Origin of the sequence: Polaromonas sp., from assembly GCF_049790275.1 — a bacterium.
Taxonomy (GTDB): domain Bacteria; phylum Pseudomonadota; class Gammaproteobacteria; order Burkholderiales; family Burkholderiaceae_C; genus Polaromonas.
Window position 1 is genome coordinate 1 of sequence record NZ_JBAQYR010000063.1, and the last position, 20,817, is coordinate 20,817.

General features: G+C 64.3%; 20 protein-coding genes and 1 pseudogene. 15 read left to right on the plus strand and 6 right to left on the minus strand.

Annotation, left to right across the window (positions count from 1 at the left end):
- The 3 genes and pseudogenes from WA904_RS08940 to WA904_RS08950 all read left to right on the plus strand — a co-directional run.
- Nucleotides 1-297 (plus strand): annotated as a pseudogene (locus tag WA904_RS08940) (IclR family transcriptional regulator); the annotation flags it as partial.
- Nucleotides 294-1,397 carry a DUF3108 domain-containing protein gene (locus WA904_RS08945; protein WP_425196774.1) on the plus strand — a complete coding sequence of 368 codons (1,104 nt, stop codon included), beginning with the start codon at nt 294-296 and terminating at the stop codon, nt 1,395-1,397. The pseudogene WA904_RS08940 and the gene WA904_RS08945, both read left to right, overlap by 4 nt.
- Nucleotides 1,398-1,545: 148 nt before the next feature.
- The gene (locus tag WA904_RS08950) at nt 1,546-1,827 is read left to right on the plus strand and encodes a BTH_I0359 family protein (protein ID WP_425196775.1); all 282 of its coding nucleotides are present in this window, start codon (nt 1,546-1,548) and stop codon (nt 1,825-1,827) included.
- Nucleotides 1,828-1,839: 12 nt separating this feature from the next.
- On the opposite strand, the gene WA904_RS08955 is transcribed toward WA904_RS08950, so the two are convergent.
- The gene (locus tag WA904_RS08955) at nt 1,840-2,913 is read right to left on the minus strand and encodes an AbrB family transcriptional regulator (RefSeq protein ID WP_425196776.1); all 1,074 of its coding nucleotides are present in this window, start codon (nt 2,911-2,913) and stop codon (nt 1,840-1,842) included.
- Nucleotides 2,914-2,996: 83 nt separating this feature from the next.
- On the opposite strand from WA904_RS08955, the gene WA904_RS08960 reads away from it, so the two are divergent.
- Nucleotides 2,997-3,881, plus strand: a complete 885-nt coding sequence (locus tag WA904_RS08960; protein ID WP_425196777.1) for a ChaN family lipoprotein — start codon at nt 2,997-2,999, stop codon at nt 3,879-3,881.
- Between the two features lie 3 nt (nt 3,882-3,884).
- On the opposite strand, the gene WA904_RS08965 is transcribed toward WA904_RS08960, so the two are convergent.
- Nucleotides 3,885-5,225 carry an aminotransferase class III-fold pyridoxal phosphate-dependent enzyme gene (locus WA904_RS08965; protein ID WP_425196778.1) on the minus strand — a complete coding sequence of 447 codons (1,341 nt, stop codon included), beginning with the start codon at nt 5,223-5,225 and terminating at the stop codon, nt 3,885-3,887.
- A gap of 120 nt (nt 5,226-5,345) precedes the next feature.
- Here WA904_RS08965 and purU point away from each other — a divergent pair, with 120 nt between their 5' ends.
- The 3 genes from purU (at nt 5,346) to WA904_RS08980 (ending at nt 8,890) form a co-directional block, all read left to right on the plus strand.
- The gene (purU, locus tag WA904_RS08970; protein ID WP_425196779.1) at nt 5,346-6,218 is read left to right on the plus strand and encodes a formyltetrahydrofolate deformylase; all 873 of its coding nucleotides are present in this window, start codon (nt 5,346-5,348) and stop codon (nt 6,216-6,218) included.
- 113 nt (nt 6,219-6,331) lie between these two features.
- On the plus strand, nt 6,332-7,213 hold the full coding sequence (locus tag WA904_RS08975) for a LysR substrate-binding domain-containing protein (protein WP_425196780.1): 882 nt from the start codon (nt 6,332-6,334) through the stop codon (nt 7,211-7,213).
- Nucleotides 7,214-7,387: 174 nt separating this feature from the next.
- Nucleotides 7,388-8,890: an FAD-linked oxidase C-terminal domain-containing protein gene (locus WA904_RS08980; RefSeq protein ID WP_425196781.1), complete on the plus strand. Its 1,503-nt coding sequence runs from the start codon at nt 7,388-7,390 to the stop codon at nt 8,888-8,890.
- Between the two features lie 45 nt (nt 8,891-8,935).
- Here WA904_RS08980 and WA904_RS08985 read toward each other — a convergent pair whose 3' ends face one another.
- Complete coding sequence (locus WA904_RS08985) at nt 8,936-10,768, minus strand: carboxyl transferase domain-containing protein (protein WP_425196782.1); 1,833 nt, start codon at nt 10,766-10,768, stop codon at nt 8,936-8,938.
- Between the two features lie 70 nt (nt 10,769-10,838).
- The gene (locus WA904_RS08990; RefSeq protein WP_425196783.1) at nt 10,839-11,384 is read right to left on the minus strand and encodes a bactofilin family protein; all 546 of its coding nucleotides are present in this window, start codon (nt 11,382-11,384) and stop codon (nt 10,839-10,841) included.
- A gap of 217 nt (nt 11,385-11,601) precedes the next feature.
- On the opposite strand from WA904_RS08990, the gene WA904_RS08995 reads away from it, so the two are divergent.
- The 5 genes from WA904_RS08995 (at nt 11,602) to WA904_RS09015 (ending at nt 14,349) form a co-directional block, all read left to right on the plus strand.
- Complete coding sequence (locus tag WA904_RS08995; RefSeq protein WP_425196784.1) at nt 11,602-11,916, plus strand: hypothetical protein; 315 nt, start codon at nt 11,602-11,604, stop codon at nt 11,914-11,916.
- A gap of 88 nt (nt 11,917-12,004) precedes the next feature.
- Nucleotides 12,005-12,466: a hypothetical protein gene (locus tag WA904_RS09000; RefSeq protein WP_425196785.1), complete on the plus strand. Its 462-nt coding sequence runs from the start codon at nt 12,005-12,007 to the stop codon at nt 12,464-12,466.
- Between the two features lie 211 nt (nt 12,467-12,677).
- A complete protein-coding gene (locus WA904_RS09005; protein WP_425196786.1) occupies nt 12,678-13,121 on the plus strand; it encodes a response regulator in 444 nt (147 codons plus the stop codon).
- A gap of 161 nt (nt 13,122-13,282) precedes the next feature.
- Entirely contained in the window at nt 13,283-13,753 is a 471-nt protein-coding gene (locus WA904_RS09010) for a Crp/Fnr family transcriptional regulator (RefSeq protein WP_425196787.1), read from the plus strand.
- Nucleotides 13,754-13,917: 164 nt separating this feature from the next.
- On the plus strand, nt 13,918-14,349 hold the full coding sequence (locus WA904_RS09015; RefSeq protein WP_425196788.1) for a hypothetical protein: 432 nt from the start codon (nt 13,918-13,920) through the stop codon (nt 14,347-14,349).
- Nucleotides 14,350-14,371: 22 nt separating this feature from the next.
- On the opposite strand, the gene WA904_RS09020 is transcribed toward WA904_RS09015, so the two are convergent.
- The gene (locus WA904_RS09020) at nt 14,372-17,434 is read right to left on the minus strand and encodes an L-glutamate gamma-semialdehyde dehydrogenase (protein ID WP_425196789.1); all 3,063 of its coding nucleotides are present in this window, start codon (nt 17,432-17,434) and stop codon (nt 14,372-14,374) included.
- Between the two features lie 94 nt (nt 17,435-17,528).
- Here WA904_RS09020 and WA904_RS09025 point away from each other — a divergent pair, with 94 nt between their 5' ends.
- The 3 genes from WA904_RS09025 (at nt 17,529) to WA904_RS09035 (ending at nt 19,941) form a co-directional block, all read left to right on the plus strand.
- Nucleotides 17,529-18,008 carry an Lrp/AsnC ligand binding domain-containing protein gene (locus tag WA904_RS09025; RefSeq protein WP_425196790.1) on the plus strand — a complete coding sequence of 160 codons (480 nt, stop codon included), beginning with the start codon at nt 17,529-17,531 and terminating at the stop codon, nt 18,006-18,008.
- A 181-nt stretch (nt 18,009-18,189) separates the two neighbouring features.
- Nucleotides 18,190-19,326 (plus strand): ABC transporter substrate-binding protein, encoded by a 1,137-nt coding sequence (locus WA904_RS09030; RefSeq protein ID WP_425196791.1) that lies wholly within the window; start codon nt 18,190-18,192, stop codon nt 19,324-19,326.
- 42 nt (nt 19,327-19,368) lie between these two features.
- The gene (locus WA904_RS09035; RefSeq protein WP_425196792.1) at nt 19,369-19,941 is read left to right on the plus strand and encodes a DUF3617 domain-containing protein; all 573 of its coding nucleotides are present in this window, start codon (nt 19,369-19,371) and stop codon (nt 19,939-19,941) included.
- Between the two features lie 125 nt (nt 19,942-20,066).
- Here the strand turns inward: WA904_RS09035 and WA904_RS09040 are convergent, their stop codons facing one another.
- A complete protein-coding gene (locus tag WA904_RS09040; protein WP_425196793.1) occupies nt 20,067-20,789 on the minus strand; it encodes a YggS family pyridoxal phosphate-dependent enzyme in 723 nt (240 codons plus the stop codon).
- Between the last annotated feature and the right edge of the window lie 28 nt (nt 20,790-20,817).

The window sequence follows — 20,817 nt, forward strand, 5'->3', positions numbered from 1 at the left end:
GAACTGGCGCGCATGCAAAAGCTGGCGCGCAAGGATGTTCCCCAGACCATGGCCGAAGTCACGGCCGTGCTCGAGGAAGTGCGTCGGCGCGGCATCGCCCGTGTGGTGGACACCCTGCTGCCCGGCGTGGCCGGCTTTTGCGCGCCGGTATTTGATGCCGACGGCCACCTGGCGCTGGGCATGGTTGCACTCGGCTCGCTGGCCAATTTCGACCCGGCCTGGGACGGCGCCGTGGCCCGGCCGCTGGCGGCGGCAGCCAAGCAACTTTCCAGCGATCTGGGGTTCACAGGGGCATGAACGCCCTGTCCGCCCAGCGCCGCGGAGCGCTGCCGGCGCGCCCGCTGATCGCGCTGACAGCGCTGGTCGGAGGGATCCATGTGCTGCTGCTGCAGGCGGCGCCCCTGGCATGGGGTCCGCCCGACTCACCAGCGCCCAGGCCACGCCCCTTCATCACGCGAACACTGGAAATCAAACCGGAACCCGCGGTCGCCCCGGTAGCCGCAGCACCCGCGCGCAAACGTGCCGTCCGGCGCCCGGTCCGGGCAGCCAAGCCTTCTTTGCAGGAAAATCCGGCTCCAGCCCTTATTCCACCTATGTTACCAGCTACTGAATCAATAGCATCCGGGGACCCGATTCCCACCGCCGGCCAGTCCGGCGGCAGCCCGCCGGTCGAACCATCCGGTGAGCCTGCTGCCGCGGCCGAACCCGTGCCACCTGCTCCTGAAACACCGGCACCGCCGCTGGCCAGCAGCACGGCCCTGACCATCCCCGGTTCGGTACGCCTCAAATACGCGATGACCGGCCGCTCCCGGAACATGGACTACAGCGCCTTTGCCGAACTGAGCTGGCTGCAGGACGGCCAGAGTTATGACGCCAGGATGGTGGTCAGCGCTTTTATCCTGGGCTCGCGCAGCATGAGCAGCAGCGGCCGCATCACCGCCGATGGCCTGGCCCCGACGCGTTTCCTCGACAAGTCACGCAGTGAGCGCGCGGCGCATTTCGAGGAAGACAAAGGCAAGATCAGCTTCAGCGCCAACACGCCCGACGCCCCCTGGCAGCGCGGCGCGCAGGACCGCCTGAGTGTCTTCCTGCAGCTGGGCAGCCTGCTGGCCGGTGCCCCGGCCAGCTACCCGGCCGGCAGCACCGTGTCGCTGTACACGGCAGGCCCGCGCGCGGTCGATACCTGGACCTTCACTGTCGAGGCCGAGGAAAAGCTCAGCCTGCCGGCAGGCGATCTCGCCACCCTGAAGCTGACGCGCAAGCCACAGCGCGACTACGACCAGACCGTGGAGATCTGGTTTGCGCCGTCCATGGACTACCTGCCGGTACGCAGCCGCATCACGCAGCAAAACGGCGATTTCATCGACCAGAAATTGCGCTCGGCCGAGAAGCCCTGAGGACGAAACGCAGGGGCCGAGCCCGCTGGCACGAAAAAAGCATGAAATACCGCACGTTCCGGCAAATTTGTGGGCATTTCAGGGATTAACCCTGTGGGTCTTGAACTCAGCCTGGCCGTTGATATATGTACCGGAAGGAAAAAACATCATGCAAATGCTCTACGACTCCGAAACCTTTGTGGTGGTGCAGATTCACGCCAATGCGCCCGAGGAATCCGCGCCCCAACCGGCCGTGCCGCAGCTTGCCCGCCACGGCTTTGAAATTGTTGATAAACGCTCCGGCAAGGAGGTTTATCTGGACGGTTCCTGGGCCGAACTGTTCCAGCAGCGCCTGAATGTCTGGCAGAAAAACACGCCGACACAGGAAGAAGTGGAAGATACCCTGGAAGGGTATGCCGAACTGGCGCACACGCCGATTGGGCTGCACTGACACCAGGCGCGCTCAGTCCGGCGGGTTCTGCTGCGCCGGATAGAGCCAGTGGTACAGCGGTGCCACCAGAACCAGCACCGCCACCAGCCGGCAGACCTGGAACGCCGTGACCACCGGCACGCCGAGCTGCAGCACCTTGGCGGTGATCGCCATCTCCGCGATCCCGCCTGGCGATGTGCCCAGGATCAGCGTGGCCAACGGCAAGCCCGTGGTTTGTGCCAGCAGCCAGGCAAAAACCACCGACACGGCCAGCATGCCGAGCGTGCCCAGCATGACCGAAGCCATCCAGCGCGGCGCAGCATACAGAAAGGCCCTGGAAAAACGCACCCCCAGGCCCACCGCAATCAGCAACTGCGCGGCATTGCTCAGCCAGGAGGGAATGCCTGAGAGGGAAATGCCGCCCATGGTCAGGCCCATGGCCGCCAGCAGCGGCCCCATGAACCAGGGGTTGGTCCGCCCCAGCCGGTGCATCAGCCAGGCACCCGCGGCGGTGACCAGCGCCAGCAGGGCCAGGCCCGGGCCGTGGACCGCACGCAGCACGGGCGGGTTCAGGTCCAGGCCATGCAGGCCGCTGAACTGCATGGCAAACGGGATGGTGACCGTGACCAGCAGCAGGCGCAGGCTGTGCGAGGCGGCCACCAGATCGGTCCGTGCATGGGCGCGTTCGGCCAGCAGCGTCATCTCGGAAGCGCCGCCGATGGCGCCGGCGAAATAACTGGTGGCGCGCATCATGGGCGCAGGCACCGACGGCATGTGCGGTGCGTTGACACGCTGCAGCCACCCGCCGAAAACCCAGCCCAGGCCCAGTGCCCAGGCAATCGCCAGGCCGATGGCCCACCAGAGGCTGCCGACCAGCGCAGTCACCTGAGGCGTGAAATAAAGACCCAGGGCCGTCCCGATGATCCACTGCCCCGCATTGCCCAGCGGCCGCCAGGCAGCGGTGGGCGCCCCGGCCACCGAGGCACAGGCCGTGGCCAGCAGCGGGCCAATCATCCAGGGCAGGGGTGTGCCGATCAGCAAACACAGTCCGGCGCCGGCCAGCGCCAGCAGCAGGGTGAAAAGAACAGCAACAGGCTTGCGGCGCATCAAGGGCAGACGATGGTTTCAACAGGAGCCGGCCGACAGGCGACCACCGGCTTCGAGATCAGGCTAGTATCGCCTGACACGCCATGAACCCACCCCCGACCGCTTCCCCGAACATGCGCCGGGCCATTGCCCTCCTGATGCCGCTCCTGCTGCTGGTGGCTTGCGCCAGGGTGCCTGCGCCCAGGCTGTTCCCGCATGCACCCAACGAGATCACCGCCCGCACGGACGCCTTGCTGCCGGCCGACGTGATCCTGCTCGGCGAGCAGCATGATGCGGCCGAACATCAGCATATTCACCGGCAAGTGATTGAGTACCTGGCAGTCCGCGGATTGCTGGGCGCGGTGGTGCTGGAAATGGCCGAAGCCGGGACCAGCACGGCCGCCCTGAAATCCAACAGCACGCAACTACAGGTAGAGGCCGCCCTGGCCTGGAACCACAAAGGCTGGCCCTGGCTGGACTATGGGCCCGCCGTGATGGCGGCCGTGAAAGCCGGTGTCCCCGTACTCGGGGGCAACTTGCCGGCGGCAGACATGCGCAGCGTGATGGCCGACAGCAAGCTCGACGCGCAGCTACCCGGCCCGGCGCTCAAGGCGCAGCAGCAGCTCATACGCCTGGGGCACTGCGACCTGCTGCCGGAAAGCCAGATTTCGCCCATGACACGTATCCAGATCGCCCGGGACATCAGCATAGCGCGCACCATCAGCCAGGCCGTGTTGCCCGGAAAAACCGTGGTGCTGCTGGCCGGCAGTGGCCACGTGAACCGCGTGCTGGGCGTGCCGCAGCATCTGTCGCCCGGCACAAAGGTCAAGGCCGTGCAGCTGCACGCCGGGCCGGTGCAGACTGCGCCCGATACACGCCAGGCCATTGAAAACCAGGCCGCCTTTGACGCGGTCTGGCCGACACCGGCGGTGCCCGGGCAGGACTATTGCAAAGACCTTCAGGAAAAATTCAGGGCCAGGCAGCCTTGAGTCTCAGGCGTTCTTTCTGATGGAGTCCGCCACCACGCTGACGATGCGTTCGATGTGTGCCTTCTCCACGATATAGGGCGGGCAGACCACAATGTTTTCGCCTGCCGGTCGCACCAGCACACCGCGTTTGAAGCAGTCCATGAAGATGTCGTAAGCACGTTTTCCCGGCGCGCCGGCGATGGACGCCAGCTCCACTGCGCCGGCCAGACCCAGGCTGCGGATGCCCACCACATTGGGCAGGCCCTTGAAGCCGCCGTGCATGGCGTCACCCAGCACAAGGCCCATTTGCCCCGCGCGTTCAAACAGCTTTTCTTCCTTGAACAGGTTCAGTGTGGCCATGGCCGCCGCGCAGGCCACCGGGTGCCCGGAATAGGTGTAGCCATGGAAAAACTCGATGGCATGCGCCGGGCTGCCGGCGTTGGCTTCCATCATGGTGTTGTAGATGCGATCGGTGCAGATCACGCCACCCAGCGGGATCACGCCGTTGGTCACGGCCTTGGCGAAATTGAGCATGTCCGGCACCACGCCGTAGTAGTCAGCGCCGAAGTTGGTGCCGAGCCGGCCGAAGCCGGTGATGACCTCGTCAAAAATCAGCAGGATGCCGTGTTTGTCGCAGATCTCGCGCAGGCGCTTGAGATAGCCCTTGGGCGGCAGGTACCAGCCGGCGCTGCCGGCCACCGGCTCGACGATGACGGCCGCGATGTTGCTCGGGTCATGCAGCGGCAGGATGCGCTGCTCGAGCTCAAGCAGAATGTCTTCCTTCCACTCGGGCTCGGCGCCGTGGATGTAGGCATGGTTGACCGGGTCGTGGATGAAGCGCATATGGTCCACCCGCGGCAGCAGGGCCGCGCCGTAGACCTTGCGGTTCGCCGGAATGCCGCCCACGCTCATGCCGCCAAAACCCACGCCGTGGTAACCGCGTTCGCGACCGATGAACACGTTGCGGTGGCCCTCGCCCCGGGCCCGGTGGTAGGCCAGCGCGACCTTCAGCGAGGTGTCGGCCGCCTCCGAGCCGGAATTGCAGAACAGCACCTGGTTCAGATCGCCGGGCGCCATGGCGGCAATCATCTCGGCGGCCTTGAAAGCCTGGTCGTTGCTGGCCTGGAAGGCGGTGGCGTAATCCAGCGTGTCGAGCTGCTTCTTGATGGCCTCGTTGATCGGCTTGCGGTTGTGGCCGGCACCCACGCACCACAGGCTGGAGATGCCGTCGAGCACCTGTTTGCCGTCGTGGGTGGTGAAAAACATGCCGTCGGCGGCGACAAAAACACGCGGGTCCTTCTTGAAACTGCGGTTCGGCGTGAACGGCAGCCACTGGTGGTCCATGTTGAAGTCCTGGTAGGCCATTTCAAAAATCTCCTGCGTGAAAAAACGGTTCGCCGGGTTTTGGCGGGTTTGAGATGCATTCTGGCACTCCCGGCGACAATCTGCTTTCTGGCAAGGTCCACCTGCGACAATTCATCTCCCATGAGCCCTACTTATATTCTTACGCTGTCATGCCCGGACCGTCCGGGCATTGTTCATGCGGTGTCCGGCTTCCTGTTCGAACGCGGCGGCAACATCCTGGAAGCGGCCCAGTTCAGCGACGACAAGCGCGACGACCCGGACGCCGACGCCACCGGCCTGTTTTTCATGCGTGTCAGTTTTGCCTGCGGCCAGCTGTCCTTTGACGAACTGAAAGAACAGGTCGGCGTGCTGGGGCTGCTGTTCGACATGCGCTGGGGCCTGCACCAGGCCGCCCAGCCGATGCGCACCGTGCTCATGGTCAGCAAGGAAGGCCACTGCCTGAACGACCTGCTGTTTCGCTGGAAGTCCGGCCTGCTGCCGCTGGACATCCGCGCCATTGTTTCCAATCACCGCGATTTCTACCAGCTGGCCGCCAGCTACAACGTGCCCTTCCACCATATTCCGGTGACGGCTGCTAGCAAGGACAAGGCTGAAAAAAAGCAGTACGACATCATCGAGGCCGAAGGTGCCGAACTGGTGGTGCTGGCGCGTTACATGCAGATCCTCAGCAATGAGCTGTGCAACAAGCTGGCAGGCCGCGCCATCAACATCCACCATTCCTTCCTGCCCAGCTTCAAGGGTGCCAAGCCCTACTACCAGGCGCATGCGCGCGGCGTCAAGCTGATAGGTGCCACGGCGCACTACGTGACGGCCGACCTCGACGAAGGTCCGATCATCGAGCAGGACGTGGCCCGGGCTGACCACAGCAAAACCGTGGAGGCGCTGACGGCCATGGGCCGCGACACCGAAAGCCAGGTGCTGGCCCGCGCCGTGTTGTGGCACAGCGAGCATCGGGTCCTCCTAAACGGCCACAAGACGGTGATCTTTAAATAGATATGGCCCCCACGCTTGTCACTGCGTGTACTGCGCTGCCCCCCGAGGGGGCCGCTGCGCCTGCGGACCGGCAAAGCCGGACCCGCGGCCCCTGCTGGTAAAGATAGGGCCCAATGACCGCCGCCCGCATCCCGCCCATCCAGTGCCTGCTGACCTTTGAGGCGCTGGCGCGCTTGCGCAGCGTCACCCAGACAGCCGATGAGCTGAATGTGACGCCCAGCGCGGTGAGCCACCGCGTCAAGCAGCTCGAGCAGATCATCGGCACCAAGCTGTTCGGCCGGGCCGACTTCTCTCTGACCACCGAAGGCAGCGAATACCTGGCTCATGTGCGTGAAGGCCTGGCCACGCTGCAGAAATTCCCCGGCAGCGCCGGCCAGAGCGGCAATCCTGCCAAGCGCAAGCTGCGCCTGGCGGTCACACCCACATTTGCCCGCTCCATCCTGATCCCGCGCCTGCGCCAGTTCACCGACGCCTACCCCGAGATCGACCTGACCCTGCAGGTATCGATTCCGCTGCTGGACGTGGTGGCGGAAGACGCCGACCTGATGGTGCGTTTCGGCACCGGCCGTTATGCCGACGTCGAACATGTCTGCCTGATGAAGGACGAAGTCACTCCGCTGGCCTCGCCAGCCTATGTGCGCGAGCACGGGCCATTTGAAGCGCCGGAAGACCTGGACGGCGAAGCCCTGCTGCGCTCGCCGCTGGAACCGTGGCGCACCTGGTTTGCCGCGCACAAGCTGGACTGGCCGGAGCCGGTGGACGGCTCCCAGTTCAACGACATCGGCCTGATGTGCGACTGCGCCGCCGCCGGCATGGGTGTGGCCTTGGTGCGTCTCAAGCTGGGGGCGCCCTGGCTGGAAAACGGTTCACTGGTGCGCCTGTACGAGCGCAATGTGCCCAGCCCGCATGCCCACTACCTGTGCTGGCGCACCGGCATGATGGACCGCTGGGAATGTGCGGCCTTTGCCGACTGGCTGAAAAAGTCAGTGGCTTGAGGCCTGCCGCCCCCAAACGTCAAGCCTTTTATGCCTCCAGCCCTTGTTCCACGGGCGCAAGCAGCTATTTAATTCATAGCACGACGGTTTTCACAAACAGCCACCAATTTCTTCACGCCAGATGTGCGCGCCATGCCTTAAAGTGACTGAACCCCAGCACCCGCGAGCCCGCCCATGAACGCACCTTTGGACACCCTGCAGCAAGAACGCCTTGAACGCTCCGAACGCCAGGCCCAGGTGGTCGGCGCGCTGCAGGCCGTGCTGCCTGCCCACGCGCTGCTCTGGAACAGCGAAGACACCACGCCGTATGAGTGCGACGGCCTGACTGCCTATCGCCAGCGTCCGCTGGTGGTCGCCCTGCCGGAAAGTTATGACCAGGTGCAGGCGGTGCTGAAAACCTGCCATGCACTGGAGGTACCGGTGGTGGCACGCGGCGCCGGTACCGGCCTGTCCGGCGGCGCCATGCCGCACAAGCTGGGTGTGACCCTGTCGCTGGCCAAGTTCAACAAAATTTTGAAGATGGATGCAGCCAGCCGCACCGCGGTGGTCCAGGGCGGCGTGCGCAACCTGGCCATCAGCGAAGCCGCCGCGCCGCTGGGCCTGTATTACGCGCCCGACCCGTCCAGCCAGATCGCCTGCACCATAGGCGGCAACGTGGCCGAAAATTCGGGCGGCGTGCATTGCCTCAAATACGGCCTGACCCTGCACAACGTGCTCAAGGTCAAAGGCTTCACCGTCGAAGGGGAAGCAGTGGAATTCGGCAGCGACGCGCTGGACGGGGCCGGCTACGACCTGCTGCCCATCGTCATCGGCAGCGAGGGCATGCTTGCAGTCACCACCGAGGTCACCGTCAAGCTGGTGCCCAAACCGGTGCTGGCGCGCTGCATCATGGCCAGCTTCGACGACCTGCGCAAGGCGGGCGATGCAGTGGCGGCGGTGATCGCGGCCGGCATCATTCCGGCCGGGCTGGAGATGATGGACAAACCCATGACCGCCGCGGTCGAGGACTTTGTGCACGCGGGCTACGACCTGACGGCCGAGGCGATCTTGCTCTGCGAAAGCGACGGCACGCCGGAAGAAGTCGAGGAAGAAATCGGCCGCATGAGCGACGTGCTGCGCAGCTGCGGCGCCACCGCGATTGCGGTGAGCCAGAACGAGGCCGAGCGCCTGCGTTTCTGGAGCGGCCGCAAGAACGCCTTCCCGGCCTCGGGCCGCATCAGCCCCGACTACATGTGCATGGACTCGACGATACCGCGCAAGCGCCTGGCCGACATCCTGCTCGCCATCCAGCAGATGGAAATCAAATACGGCCTGCGCTGCGCCAACGTGTTTCATGCCGGCGACGGCAACCTGCATCCGCTGATCCTGTTCGACGCCAACGATGCCGACCAGCTGCACCGCTGCGAGCTGTTCGGCGCCGACATCCTTGAGACCAGCGTGGCCATGGGTGGCACGGTGACGGGCGAACACGGCGTGGGTGTGGAAAAACTCAACTCCATGTGTGTGCAGTTCTCGGCCACGGAGAACGAACAGATGTTCGGCGTCAAGCGGGCATTTGACCCGCTGGGCCTGCTCAACCCCGGCAAGGTGATTCCGACGTTGCAGCGCTGCGCCGAGTACGGAAAAATGCTGGTGCGCGGCGGGCAAATCGCGCATCCCGATCTTCCGAGGTTCTAGCCATACTGGCCTGTGCAGCCACTGCTTTTCCGCTTGTCCGCCTGACTACCAACTGTCGATGAAACGCTCATCCCCGGCGGGCCGCTGGCGCGCGGATTGCAGGCCGTGCAGCAGCCACTCGCGTGTCTGCGCCGGGTCGATCACCGCGTCGATCTCCAGCGTCGCCGCCATGTTGAGGGCACTGCCGTTGTCGTATTGACGGGCCACGAGTTGTTCGTACAACGCCTCGCGTTGCGCGCCTTCCGGCTGCGCCTGCAGCTCCTTGCGGTAGCCCAGCTTCACGGAGCCTTCGAGTCCCATGGCGCCAAATTCACCGGTCGGCCAGGCCACGGTGAAGGCCGGCGCATGAAAACCACCTGCTGCCATGGCCATCGCACCCAGGCCATACGCCTTGCGCAGCACCACGCTGAAGAACGGCACACGCAGATGTGCCGCGGCAATGAACATGCGGCTCACATGGCGCACCTGCGCCTGCGCTTCCATTTCCGGGCCAACCATGAAGCCCGGGGTATCGACCAGGCTGATGAGCGGCAGGCCATGGGCGTTGCACAGCTGCATGAAACGCGCGGCCTTGTCGGCCGCATCCGCATCGATGGCGCCGCCCAAATGTTGCGGGTTGTTGGCCAGCAGGCCGACCGGCCGCCCCTCTATCCGTGCCAGCGCGGTATGAATGCCTTTGCCGAAACCCGCACGTAGCGCCAGCACACTGCCGCAGTCGGCCAGGCCATGGATCGCCGCAAGCGTGTCATAGACACGCAGCCGGTTTTCGGGCACCACCCCGCGCAAGGCCAGGGCATCCGGTGCCGTGAACGCCTGGACCGTGCCCTGAAAAAAGGACAGGTAGTGCCGCACGGCCGCGACCGCCTGGGCTTCGTCGTCAACCAGCACATCGATCACACCGTTGCCATGCTGCACAGCGGCCGGGCCAATCTGCTCCGGCTTGAACACGCCGAGACCGCCGCCCTCGACCATGGCCGGACCGCCCATGCCGATATTGCTGTCCCGGGTGGCAATGATCACGTCGCAGCAGCCCAGCAGCGCCGCATTGCCCGCAAAACAGCGGCCCGCCGCCACACCGACCACAGGCACCTGGCCGTTGAGCCGCGCGAAGCTGGCAAAAGTGCCGACATGCAGGCCGGCCACGATGGGCATGTCGGTGTCCCCGGGCCGGCCACCGCCGCCTTCGGCAAACAGCACCACTGGCAACTTGTTTTGCAGGGCGATGCCGAGCAGGCGGTCGGTTTTCTGGTGGTTGCGCATGCCCTGCGTGCCGGCCAGCACAGTAGCGTCATAGGCCATGACCACCGCCCGGCTGGCCTCGGGGCCGAACAACGCGCCATTGATGCTGCCGATGCCGGTCACCATGCCGTCAGCGGGCGTGTTGGCAATCAGGTCTTCCTCGCTGCGCCGGCTGCGCTGCGCGGCAACCGCCAGCGCGCCGTACTCGAGGAACGAACCTTCGTCGCACAGGTCGGCAACGTTTTCGCGCGCCATGCGCAAGCCCAGGGCGTGGCGCTTAGCCACGGCGTCGGGACGCTGGCTGTCAAGCGTGGGGGCGTGGCGCTCCTGCACACGTTGCAGGTCAGGGCGCAAATCGGCCGGATGTGTGGTTGAAGGATCCGCCTGCCCGGTGGCAACGGTTGCGGGCACGGCCACCCCGGATGACGGTTCGATGGTGGCAAGCAGCGCGCCCGCATCCACCGTCTCGCCTGCAGCAAAAAAAATCTCGCCCAGGCGCCCCCCGAATGCAGCACGCACTTCGTGCTCCATTTTCATGGCTTCGAGAATGACCAGCAGGTCGCCCGGCAGGACCGCCGCGCCAGGCTGAACCTGCCAGTGAACGACCTGGGCTTGAAGGGGGGAATGGACCGCGGGCATCGGCGCATTTTGCGCCCGCCCTGCGACCCGCCGTCGTCAACTAAGCGACAAGCTCAGGCCTGGCGGGGACTCAGGCCACCTGCAAGCCGGATTTCGCCAGCATTGCGGCTTTCGAATTGGCCACCGCACCGAACAGAATCTCGCCGGCCAGCTGGCCGCCTTCTTCAATCACGAGCTTGCCGTAGCGGATCTTGCCGGTGACTTTGCCGGTAGCAAAAATCACCAGCTTCTGGCGCACGGTGAGGTTGCCGTCGAACTCGCCATGAATCTCCGCGATGTCGATTTCGGCCGAGCCCTTGAAGGCGCCGCGCTCGGCGATCTGCATCACGCGGGAGTCCATCGTGGCTTCCACCAGGCCTTCGACCACCAGGGTGTCGCAGTCGGTGATTTCGACGCCCTTGAGCTTGATGTTGGGGCCGACCGTCAGCTTGCTGCCACCGGATTCACGCGGTGCCGTGGCGGCAGGGGAAGCAGGCTGCTGCGCAGCAACAGGCGCCACGCTCGGGGTGTTCGTTGCTGCAGGTGTATTCGCGTACGGGTTGGGATTGGGACTGCCGTGACGCAGTCCGGTGGGTTCATTGTCGCGCTTGCCGAAGAACGGTGATTGCAGTGCCATCTGGGATTTCCTTCAAAAGGAATCGATGGTACGAAGACTGTTTTGAAAAGTCTCCACTGCTAATGCAAGATGAGTAACGAAATAACCTGATACACGTGCGGCCGCTGACGGAAAAATCCGCAAAAATTTCCGCATCACTTCATGCACCACTCCTCTCATTTCCGTCGCAGTGCGGCGCTCCTTTTTTCGTAGCACAGTGAGCTTGTAGACTTGCAGCATGCTTCATTACACGGTCAGGATTTTTCACAGCGAAGAGGTCTCCGAAGCGGAGCGTGAGCAGGCAGCGCAACGGTTTCGCGCAGCACTCGACGCCTCACTCGGCGATGCCAGCCTCGTAGCACCCGTTTACCGTGCCTACCTGCGGCTGCTGCAAATCCATGTCGACCAGGCCCGCCCATGGGACCTGGATTCATCCGAACAACTGCTGGCCGATCAGTGGGAAGCCGCCGAGCTGGCAGCCACGCAGGCGGCCTTCGGGGCGGAGCGCTACATGGGCGACGCCCACTTCGAACTGGAAATCCCGCCGCGCTGAACCGCGCCAGCAGCCCCCTTGCCCGCCCCGGGTGACTTTATGCGGATAATTGGGCCGGGGCATTCAGAATAGAGGTAAAGGGGAGTTCGTGGAGCTTGTTGTCTTGTTCGTGCTGCTGGCGCTGCTGGGCCTGCTCGGCTGGGGGGTGTATCGCGTCTCGAAAAACCAGCCCGCCAGCCCCGGCGCTCCCGCAGCCGGCAGGGGCCGCCCCGATGACAGCAACAGCAGCACCCTGGACGACAGCACCTACCGTGTCAGCTACGCGCCGCCCGAGTTCGAGTGGAGCGGCACCGTCACCGGCGCCCTGCCGGTCAAGATACTGACCTACAAGCAGTACGAGTGCCTGGAAGACGCCCGCTACGGCTTCAGGATTGTCGGCCTGCCGCCCACCGAGCGTAAACAGCCCCAGCCCTACAAGACACGGGCCCACGGCCTGAAAACCGTCGCATCGCTTGAAAAGCACGGCTTCCTGGCCAAAGATCCCGAAGGCGGCTTTGTCATCACCGACCTGGGCCTCAATGCGCTAGAGGTCTGCAGCGTCCGGTATTGACCCCGCAGAAGGCCTCGTGCAGAGGCAGAGGTCATCCCCGCTTTCGCCAACAGCATCGAGGCGGCGAAAAGACCCGCGCAAGCTGGCTGCGCCGTCCTACCACCCCGCGCGCCAGCGGCCGGCATTTTTCTTCAATTGCCCAGCGCCTCATGAATGAAACCGCTTCATTCACCGCCCGGCAAGCGGTCCAACTCCTCACCGGACAACAACCATGGCACTCATCACCTACCTCGTTGAAGACAACCAGATGATTCGGGAGAACCTGATCGAAACCCTGGAGGAGATCGCCCATGTCAAGGTCGTGGCGCACGCGGTCACCCAGGCCGAAGCCAGCCGCTGGCTGACGCTGCATGACGGCACATGGCACCTGGCCATCGTGGATCTTTTCCTCAAGGAGGGCAACGGGCTGGGCGTGCTGGCCGGCTGCCGCAACCGTGAGCCCTACCAGAAGGTGGTGGTGCTGACCAACTACGCCACACCTGAAATCCGGCGGCGTGCGGCCGAACTCGGCGCCGACGCGGTATTTGACAAGACCACCGAACTTGACGAGCTGTTTGCCTACTGCGCCGAACAAACGGCCAGCATGCTCGAGGAAGACGTGCAGGAGGCGCAGCGCGACGCCGTCGCGCAGCACAACCAGGCCACGCCCACCTGAAAAAGCCGGCATTCGCGCCCCCTGCCAAGCCGTTTGTCGATTTGTTCGCTAGCGTACATACAAAGCGTTTGGAACAGCCTAATATGGGAAGCTGGCCAGGGACCTCTGCCAGAGGCGCCACTCGAAGCCAGATACCGCTTCGGAGCTTTGGGCGCGAAGGCATGCTGGGCGCGCAACTGGCGCTGGGTGTCGCCACAACGCCCTGGCGTGCAGTGGTACAGGGCGCCGGTGGCGCCTGGCGCATCGGCGCGGTCGCTTTCAAGCGCGAGCTGGCGCGCAGCCCGGCGCTGCAGCGCGGCCTGAACCGCTATCTGTATGTGCTGATGGCGCAACACGCCGCGTCTGCCGGTTGCCTGCGCTTTCACCTGACCGGCCAGCGCCTGGCGCGCTGGCTGCTGATGAGCCAGGATCGCGCCCACTCGGACAGCTTTCACGTCACCCATGAGTTCCTGGCCTACATGCTGGGGATGCGGCGCGTCGGCATCACAGCCGCTGCCAGCACGCTGCAGCGCGAGGGCCTGATCGAATACCACCGAGGCGAACTCAAGGTGCTGGACCGCGCAGGACTGGAAGCCGCCGCCTGCAGTTGCTACGCCTCGGACCGGCAGACCTACGCGCAATTGCTGGGCTAGGGACCTCCGGCGAAAGCGCGGCCTATGTTCGCTCCCGCACGGACGAGGCCTGTCCGGAGGCCTATAAATGGATAAGCAAAAACTCTGCATCCCGCACGCAGCGCGAGCAGAGCCTCCCGGGCCTGCGCAGGCCCGCAGATTCCTCATGACAGCGAGGTCCCGACATGATCCAGCCGATTTCCCATGAAACGCAGGCAGCGGGTGCGCCCATGACGCTTTCCGGACAGAGCCTGTCTGTGCGGAACATGGCGTCGGTCGGCATGGGCAACACAGCGCCCTTGCTGACACGTGAAGCTGCGCTCAAACTCACCGGACCCGAACCCACCGGGACTGTGCTGCGCCCTTCGCGCGTGGTCAACCTCCCGCAACAACGCCCGCCCATCGCCATTGAAGACTGGGACGCCCTGTTCTGCGCGGTTCAAACACAGCTCAAACACGCCGTGGGTGAGCGGCTGGGCATCCTGCCCTACATGCCGACACACTCGATTGATCTGGCCGCCACCCTGGTCCAGGCCATTGTGCTCGACTGCGTCGATGCCATGGAGCAGCTCCATGCAGCACTGAAGCAGGAACGCAGTCAACGTCCCACAGACTGACGCGCAGCCGCCCGAGGCGACTTCAGGCCACCCCCGCGAGCAAAGCCGCATTCCCCCCCGCCGCCGTGGTGTTCACCGTGACGGTTTGTTCCGCGCAGAAGCGGTACAGGTAATGCGGGCCGCCGGCTTTGGGGCCGGTGCCACTCAGTCCCTCACCGCCGAACGGCTGCACGCCGACCACTGCGCCGATCATGTTGCGGTTGATATAGATGTTGCCCACATGCGCAGCCGCGGCCAGCGCCTGCGCGCGCGAGTCAATGCGGGTCTGGATGCCCAGGGTGAGGCCGTAGCCGAGGGCGTTGATCTGGTCAATGACCTTTTGCGGCTCACCGCCCCAGCGCACGATCTGCAGCACCGGGCCGAAGATTTCGTCCTTCACCTCGGCCAGGCTGCTGACTTCAAAGGCGGCGGGGAGCACCAGATTTGCTATCGAATCAGGAGCTTCTTGCGCCCGCGCGGAAAGGGCTGGAAGCACTTTTGACGTTGAACCCAGGCGCTGCAGGTGCTTCTGGATGTTGTCAAAGGCCTCGCGGTCGATGACGGGGCCCACATCGGTGGACAGCTCCGCGGTGTAGCCCACGGTCAGTTCCTGCATGGCGCCCTGGATCATTTCAATCACCTTGTCGGCAATGCCCTCGTGCACACACAACAGGCGCAATGCCGAGCAGCGCTGGCCGGCCGAACGGAAGGCGCTTTGCACCACGGCATCGACCACCTGTTCGGGCAGGGCGCTGCTGTCGACCAGCATGGCGTTGATACCGCCGGTCTCGGCAATCAGCGGCACGATGGCGCCGTCCTTGGCGGCCAGCGCACGGTTGATGATTTTGGCCACCTGGGTGGAGCCGGTGAACACCACACCGGCCACGCCAGGCGCGGCTACCAGCGCTGCGCCCACGGTTTCACCGGGGCCGTGGACCAACTGCAGCGCGCCTTCCGGCACGCCCGCGGCATGCAGCAACCGGACGGCGGCTTGCGCCACGCCCGACGTCTGCTCGGCAGGTTTGGCGATCACGGTGTTACCGGTGGCCAGCGCGGCGGCGACCTGGCCCGTGAAGATGGCGAGCGGGAAATTCCAGGGGCTGATGCAGACCCAGACGCCGCGCGCGGTCAGGCGCAGCATGTTGGTTTCTCCGGTGGGGCCAGGCAAGGCGATGGGCGCCATGATGCGTTCAGCCTCATTGGCGTAGTAGCGCAGGAAATCGATTGCCTCGCGCACCTCGGACACCGCGTCGCCCCAGGTCTTGAAGGCTTCCTTGACCAGCAGGGCGCAGAACATGGGCATGTGTTTCTGCATCGCGTCAGCGGCGTGGCGCAGCATGGCGGCGCGTTCGGCTACATCGATTTTGCTCCATTTTTGATAGCTGCTTGCGCCCGTATTTACTGGGCCATCGATCAATTTGGCATCAAACTCCGGGGCCACAGGCACCTGGGTGCTCGCCAGCGCGGCCAGCAGCGGCGCGCGCATGCTCTCAACCGTGAGGTCCAGCCCCTCGCTGTTGGGACGGCCGGGGCCGTACAGAGCCGGCGGCAGCGGCAGCGAAGACTCGGGCTCCAGGCGCAACGGCGACGTGAGCAACGCATCCATGCCCACCGACTCGTCGGCGAGCTGATGCACAAAGGAGGAATTGGCACCGTTTTCCAGCAGGCGGCGCACCAGGTAGGCCAGCAGGTCGCGGTGCGCGCCCACCGGCGCATAGACGCGGCAGCTGATCTGCGGATTCTTCAGCACCTCGCGGAACACGCCTTCGCCCATGCCATGCAAACGTTGCAATTCAAAAGAAGATCCGGCCCCCACGTTCGTCACTTCGTGTACGTCACTGCCCCCCGAGGGGGCTGTGCTTGCTTGGGGCGGCCCTGCGCGGCGCACGTCCGCATTACGCGCCGCCATTTGAATGATCGCAGCGATGGTTCCAGCGTTGTGGCCGGCAAACTGCGGATAGATGGCGTCGGGCGCGGCCAGCAGGGCTTGCGCGCAGGCGAGGTAAGACACATCGGTGTGGTGCTTGTGGGTGAACACCGGGTAATGCGGCAGGCCCATCTCCTGCGCGCGCTTGATCTCCGAGTCCCAGTAAGCGCCTTTGACCAGGCGGCACATCAGCCGCAGACCGTACTTGCGGGCAATGCTGATGACGTGTTCGATCAGATCCAGCGAGCGCGTCTGGTAGGCCTGCAACGCCAGGCCGAAGCCCTTCCACTGCGGGTGCTGCTTTGCCACCTGGGCGGCCAGGGCCTCAAACACATCGAGCGAGAGTTCGAGCCGATCCACCTCTTCGGCGTCGATGGTGAGGTTGATGTTGGCACGCGCGGCCATCTCGCACAGGCCCCAGACACGCGGCACCAGTTCGGCCATCACGCGTGCATGCTGGGCGTCTTCGTAACGCGGATGCAGCGCGCTGAGCTTGATGGATATGCCGTCATTTTTCTCACAAGCCCTTTCCACATCTGCGTGGACAGCTATTGATTTAATAGCATCTTGATAACTGGCCAGGTAGTGCAGGGCATCGGCACCGGTGCGCGCCCCCTCGCCCAGCATGTCGTAGCTGAAGCGCAGGCCGGGGATGTCTTTTCGCGAACGGTCGGCCTCTTTCATCGCCTCGCCAATGTTCTGCCCCAGCACAAACTGCCGGCCCAGCAGCTGCACCGCCCGCAGCGTGGCGGCCACCACGGTGCGCGCGCCCAGCTTGCTCATGATGCTGTTTTGGCCGTCCTCAGGCAAAAACTTCTTGGACATGGCGATGGCCGAGGCCGACAGGCGCGCCATCATGCCGTCGCTGGCGCCGTCAAAATCGGCACGTCCGAGCTGGTCCGCGGTCAGGGCAATCGCGGTCTCGGCATCCGGCACGCGCAGCAGGGCTTCGGCCAGGCGCATCAGGGCCAGGCCCTCGGCGCTGGAAATCGGGTACTCCTTGAGCAGGCTTTCCATCGCCCAGAAAGGCGGCGGGTTGTCGCGCACGGCCTGCACCCAGGGCCGGGCGAGCGGCGCGGCGACCGCCCAGTCCAGCGTGGCAGCCAGCTTCTGCAGATGGCTGGACACGATGCCGGCCTCGGGCCGGTAGGGAAAAGGCAGGCGCTGCTGCTGTGGCATGAAAACTCCGTAATCTGGTGAATAACGCCATGTTGTACGGATTGACATAGAATTTCACGCCAAATTCAGTCACATATATTGAATAATTCACTACATGACTGAAACCCCGACAGACATCGACCGCATCGACCTGAAAATCCTGAGCGTGCTGCAGCAGGATGGCCGCATCTCCAACCTCAAGCTCGCCGAGAGCGTGGCGCTGTCGCCCACGGCCGTTCTGGCACGTGTGCAGCGGCTCACGCGCGACGGCTACATCCTGGGCTACGAGGCAAGGCTGAACCCGCTCAAGCTGGGCGCCGGCATGATGGTTTTTGTCGAGGTGCTGCTGGACCGCACCACGCCGCATGTGTTTGAAGCCTTCAAGGCGGCGGTGCAGGTGTACCCCGAAATCATGGAGTGCCACATGGTGGCCGGCGGCTTTGACTACCTGCTCAAGACCCGCATGGCGGACATGGCGGCGTACCGCCAGTTCGCCGGCACTGCGCTCTGGCAACTGCCGGGCGTGCGTGAAACCCGCACCTATGCGGTGATGGAAGAAGTGAAAAGCACCACCTGGCTGGCGCTGGGTGTGTAGCGCGCCGGGACCCTGAACCGGCGGCCGCAGGCAATCTGTTGCCATTTTCAGTAAAAAGTTAACACTTCGGGGGCAAACCACATTGCCATAGTCAATCTCCTGGACTAAGTTGGATCAGGGATAGGTTTTGCTTTGCATAGCGAGCCAGGTCCATGCCGGTCAGCAACACCAGGGGATCACGATGACTATCCACCCATGGGCCGCCTGCGCCCTGCTTTCTACTATGTTGATGTCACCCGGCCATGCCGCCGACATCGGCGTCACGGACAAGGAAATCCTGGTGGGCCAGTTTGCCGCCCAGACCGGGCCGGCGGCGGAACTGGGCAAACGCATGCAGCTGGGCATGCTCGCGCATTTCAATGCAGTCAACGCGGCCGGCGGCATCAACGGCCGCACCATCAAGCTGGTGTCGCGCGACGACGGGTACGAGCCGGAGAAGGCGGTGGCCGCGGTCAAGGCGCTGATCGAGGAGGACAAGGTGTTTGCGCTGGTGGGATCGGTCGGCACGCCGACCACGCTGGCGGCCGTGCCCGCCATCAATGCGGCCGGCATTCCCCTGATCGGCCCCTTCACCGGCGCGCAAGCCTTGCGCGAGCCCTTCAACCGCAACCTGTTTCATGTGCGCGCGAGCTACTTCGACGAAACCGAGCGCATCGTGCAGCACCTGAGTACCCTGGGTATCAAGAAAATCGCGGTGTTCTACCAGAACGACTCCTATGGCAAGGCCGGGCTCGAAGGCGTCACGCGGGCACTGACCAAACGCAATCTCAAGCCCACAGCCACGGTGACGGTGGAGCGCAACACGGTGGACGTCAGCGCCGCCCTGGCCGAGATACTGAAAACCTCGCCCGAGGCAGTGGTGCAGATCAGTGCCTACAAGTCATGCGCGGCGCTGATCAAACAGGCGCGCACCAAGGGTTATGGCGGACAGTTCTTCAATGTGAGTTTTGTCGGCTCTACCGCGCTCTCTGCCGAACTCGGGGACACCGGCGCCGGGGTCACGATTTCCCAGGTGGTTCCCTTCCCCTACACCCCGTCGTCTGCCGTGGTGCGCGAGTACCAACAGCGCATGACAGAGGCCGGGCACAAGGATTTCGACTTCTCCAGCATGGAAGGCTTCCTGGCGGCCAAGGTGTTTGTCGAGGGCGCGCGCCGCGCCGGCAAGACGCTGACGCGCGCGAGCCTGGTCACCGGGCTGGAGTCGATGCGCGAGGTCAACCTGGGCGGCTTCATCGTGAACTATGGGCCCAACAACCACGAGGGCTCCCGTTATACCGACCTGACCATCATCGGCCGGGGCGGGCGGTTTGTGCGATAGGGCCTGTTCACCCTATAGTGATGTTTTTTGGGAGGACCCGCCATGAACAACCTGAAACCTTTTCGCCTGTGGAGCGGCGCCGCGCTGGCACTGCTTGCACTCACCGCCCAGCCTGTGATGGCACAAACCCTCAAGCCCGGTCTGTGGGAGATCAACAACAAGATGCAGTCCGGCTCGGGCCAGGTTGAAAAGGCCATGGCCGACATGCAAAAGCAGCTCGCCAGCATGCCACCCGAGCAGCGCAAGATGATGCAGGACATGATGGCCAAGCAGGGCATGTCCATGAGCCCGGGTGCGGGCGGCGGCATGGCCGTGAAAGTCTGCATGACCAGGGAAAGCATCGAGCGCAACGAACTGGGGTCCCAGCAGGGCGACTGCAAAACCACCACCTCGCCGCGCATGGGCAACACCATGAAGATGTCCTTTGCCTGCACCCAGCCACCATCCAGCGGTGAAGGCCAGGTCACCTTCGTCAGCCCCGAGGCCTACACCATGAAGATGGCCATGAAAAGCAATGTGCAAGGCAAGCCGGAAATCATGACCATGGACGGTGGCGGCAAATGGCTCTCGGCGGACTGCGGCGCGATTAAGCCGATGGCTGCGCCCAAAAAATAGACATCACGACACCCCGGTCTCTTCCCCTACAAGCAGGGGCCGCGGATCTGGCTTCGCCAGTCCGCAGGCGCAGCGCCCCCTCGGGGGGCAGCGACCCACACGCAGTGGGGGAGCGTGGGGGCCCCTTACCGGCCGCCGAAAATTGCCGTCCCTACCCGCACCATGGTGCTGCCGGCATGAATGGCGGCTTCCAGGTCGGCCGTCATGCCCATGGACAGCGTGTCCATGGGCTGCGGCAGCGTACCGGCGCGATTTATATGGTCAAAAAGGTCTGCGGCCTTTTGGTGGACTGCGCAGGAAGCTATGAAATCAGGAGCAGGCTCGGGAATAGACATCAAGCCGCGCAACTGCAAGCCCGGCAAACCCGCGACCTCGGCCGCCAGCGCCAGGGCCTCCTGCGGCGCCACCCCCGACTTGGTTGGCCCGCCATCGATATTGACCTGCAGACAGATCTGCAGCGGCGGCAAATGCGGCGGGCGCTGCTCGCTCAGGCGTTGCGCAATTTTCAGGCGGTCCACCGACTGCACCCAGTCGAAATGCTCGGCGACCAGCCGCGTCTTGTTGCTCTGGATGGGGCCGATGCAGTGCCACTCCGAAGCGCGAAAAGACGGCGAGCGAAGACCGTCGGCTTCCCATGCACGGACCGCAAGAATCTTCTCAACCCCCTCCTGGATATAGTTCTCGCCGAAAGCGCGTTGCCCGTCGGACATCGCATCGATCACCGCATCGGCGCCGAAGGTCTTGGACACGGCCAGCAGGCGCACGCTGGCCGGGTCGCGCCCGGCCGCGACACAGGCCGTGGTTATACGGTCACGGACGAGTTGGAGGTTGCGCACAATCATGGTCATAATCCAACTGTAAACTTTTGAGGGATCC

Bases quoted from the DNA above. Each gene is read 5' to 3' on its own strand.
- WA904_RS09030 (WP_425196791.1), top strand. From the start codon at position 18,190: ATGACTATCCACCCATGGGCCGCCTGCGCCCTGCTTTCTACTATGTTG.
- WA904_RS08975 (WP_425196780.1), top strand. From the start codon at position 6,332: ATGACCGCCGCCCGCATCCCGCCCATCCAGTGCCTGCTGACCTTTGAG.
- WA904_RS08985 (WP_425196782.1), bottom strand. From the start codon at position 10,768: ATGCCCGCGGTCCATTCCCCCCTTCAAGCCCAGGTCGTTCACTGGCAG.
- WA904_RS09010 (WP_425196787.1), top strand. From the start codon at position 13,283: ATGCTGGGCGCGCAACTGGCGCTGGGTGTCGCCACAACGCCCTGGCGT.
- WA904_RS09025 (WP_425196790.1), top strand. From the start codon at position 17,529: ATGACTGAAACCCCGACAGACATCGACCGCATCGACCTGAAAATCCTG.
- WA904_RS08950 (WP_425196775.1), top strand. From the start codon at position 1,546: ATGCAAATGCTCTACGACTCCGAAACCTTTGTGGTGGTGCAGATTCAC.
- WA904_RS09005 (WP_425196786.1), top strand. From the start codon at position 12,678: ATGGCACTCATCACCTACCTCGTTGAAGACAACCAGATGATTCGGGAG.
- WA904_RS09020 (WP_425196789.1), bottom strand. From the start codon at position 17,434: ATGCCACAGCAGCAGCGCCTGCCTTTTCCCTACCGGCCCGAGGCCGGC.
- WA904_RS08995 (WP_425196784.1), top strand. From the start codon at position 11,602: ATGCTTCATTACACGGTCAGGATTTTTCACAGCGAAGAGGTCTCCGAA.
- WA904_RS09040 (WP_425196793.1), bottom strand. From the start codon at position 20,789: ATGACCATGATTGTGCGCAACCTCCAACTCGTCCGTGACCGTATAACC.
- WA904_RS08965 (WP_425196778.1), bottom strand. From the start codon at position 5,225: ATGGCCTACCAGGACTTCAACATGGACCACCAGTGGCTGCCGTTCACG.
- WA904_RS09035 (WP_425196792.1), top strand. From the start codon at position 19,369: ATGAACAACCTGAAACCTTTTCGCCTGTGGAGCGGCGCCGCGCTGGCA.
- purU (WP_425196779.1), top strand. From the start codon at position 5,346: ATGAGCCCTACTTATATTCTTACGCTGTCATGCCCGGACCGTCCGGGC.
- WA904_RS08960 (WP_425196777.1), top strand. From the start codon at position 2,997: ATGAACCCACCCCCGACCGCTTCCCCGAACATGCGCCGGGCCATTGCC.
- WA904_RS08945 (WP_425196774.1), top strand. From the start codon at position 294: ATGAACGCCCTGTCCGCCCAGCGCCGCGGAGCGCTGCCGGCGCGCCCG.
- WA904_RS08955 (WP_425196776.1), bottom strand. From the start codon at position 2,913: ATGCGCCGCAAGCCTGTTGCTGTTCTTTTCACCCTGCTGCTGGCGCTG.
- WA904_RS08990 (WP_425196783.1), bottom strand. From the start codon at position 11,384: ATGGCACTGCAATCACCGTTCTTCGGCAAGCGCGACAATGAACCCACC.
- WA904_RS09015 (WP_425196788.1), top strand. From the start codon at position 13,918: ATGATCCAGCCGATTTCCCATGAAACGCAGGCAGCGGGTGCGCCCATG.
- WA904_RS08980 (WP_425196781.1), top strand. From the start codon at position 7,388: ATGAACGCACCTTTGGACACCCTGCAGCAAGAACGCCTTGAACGCTCC.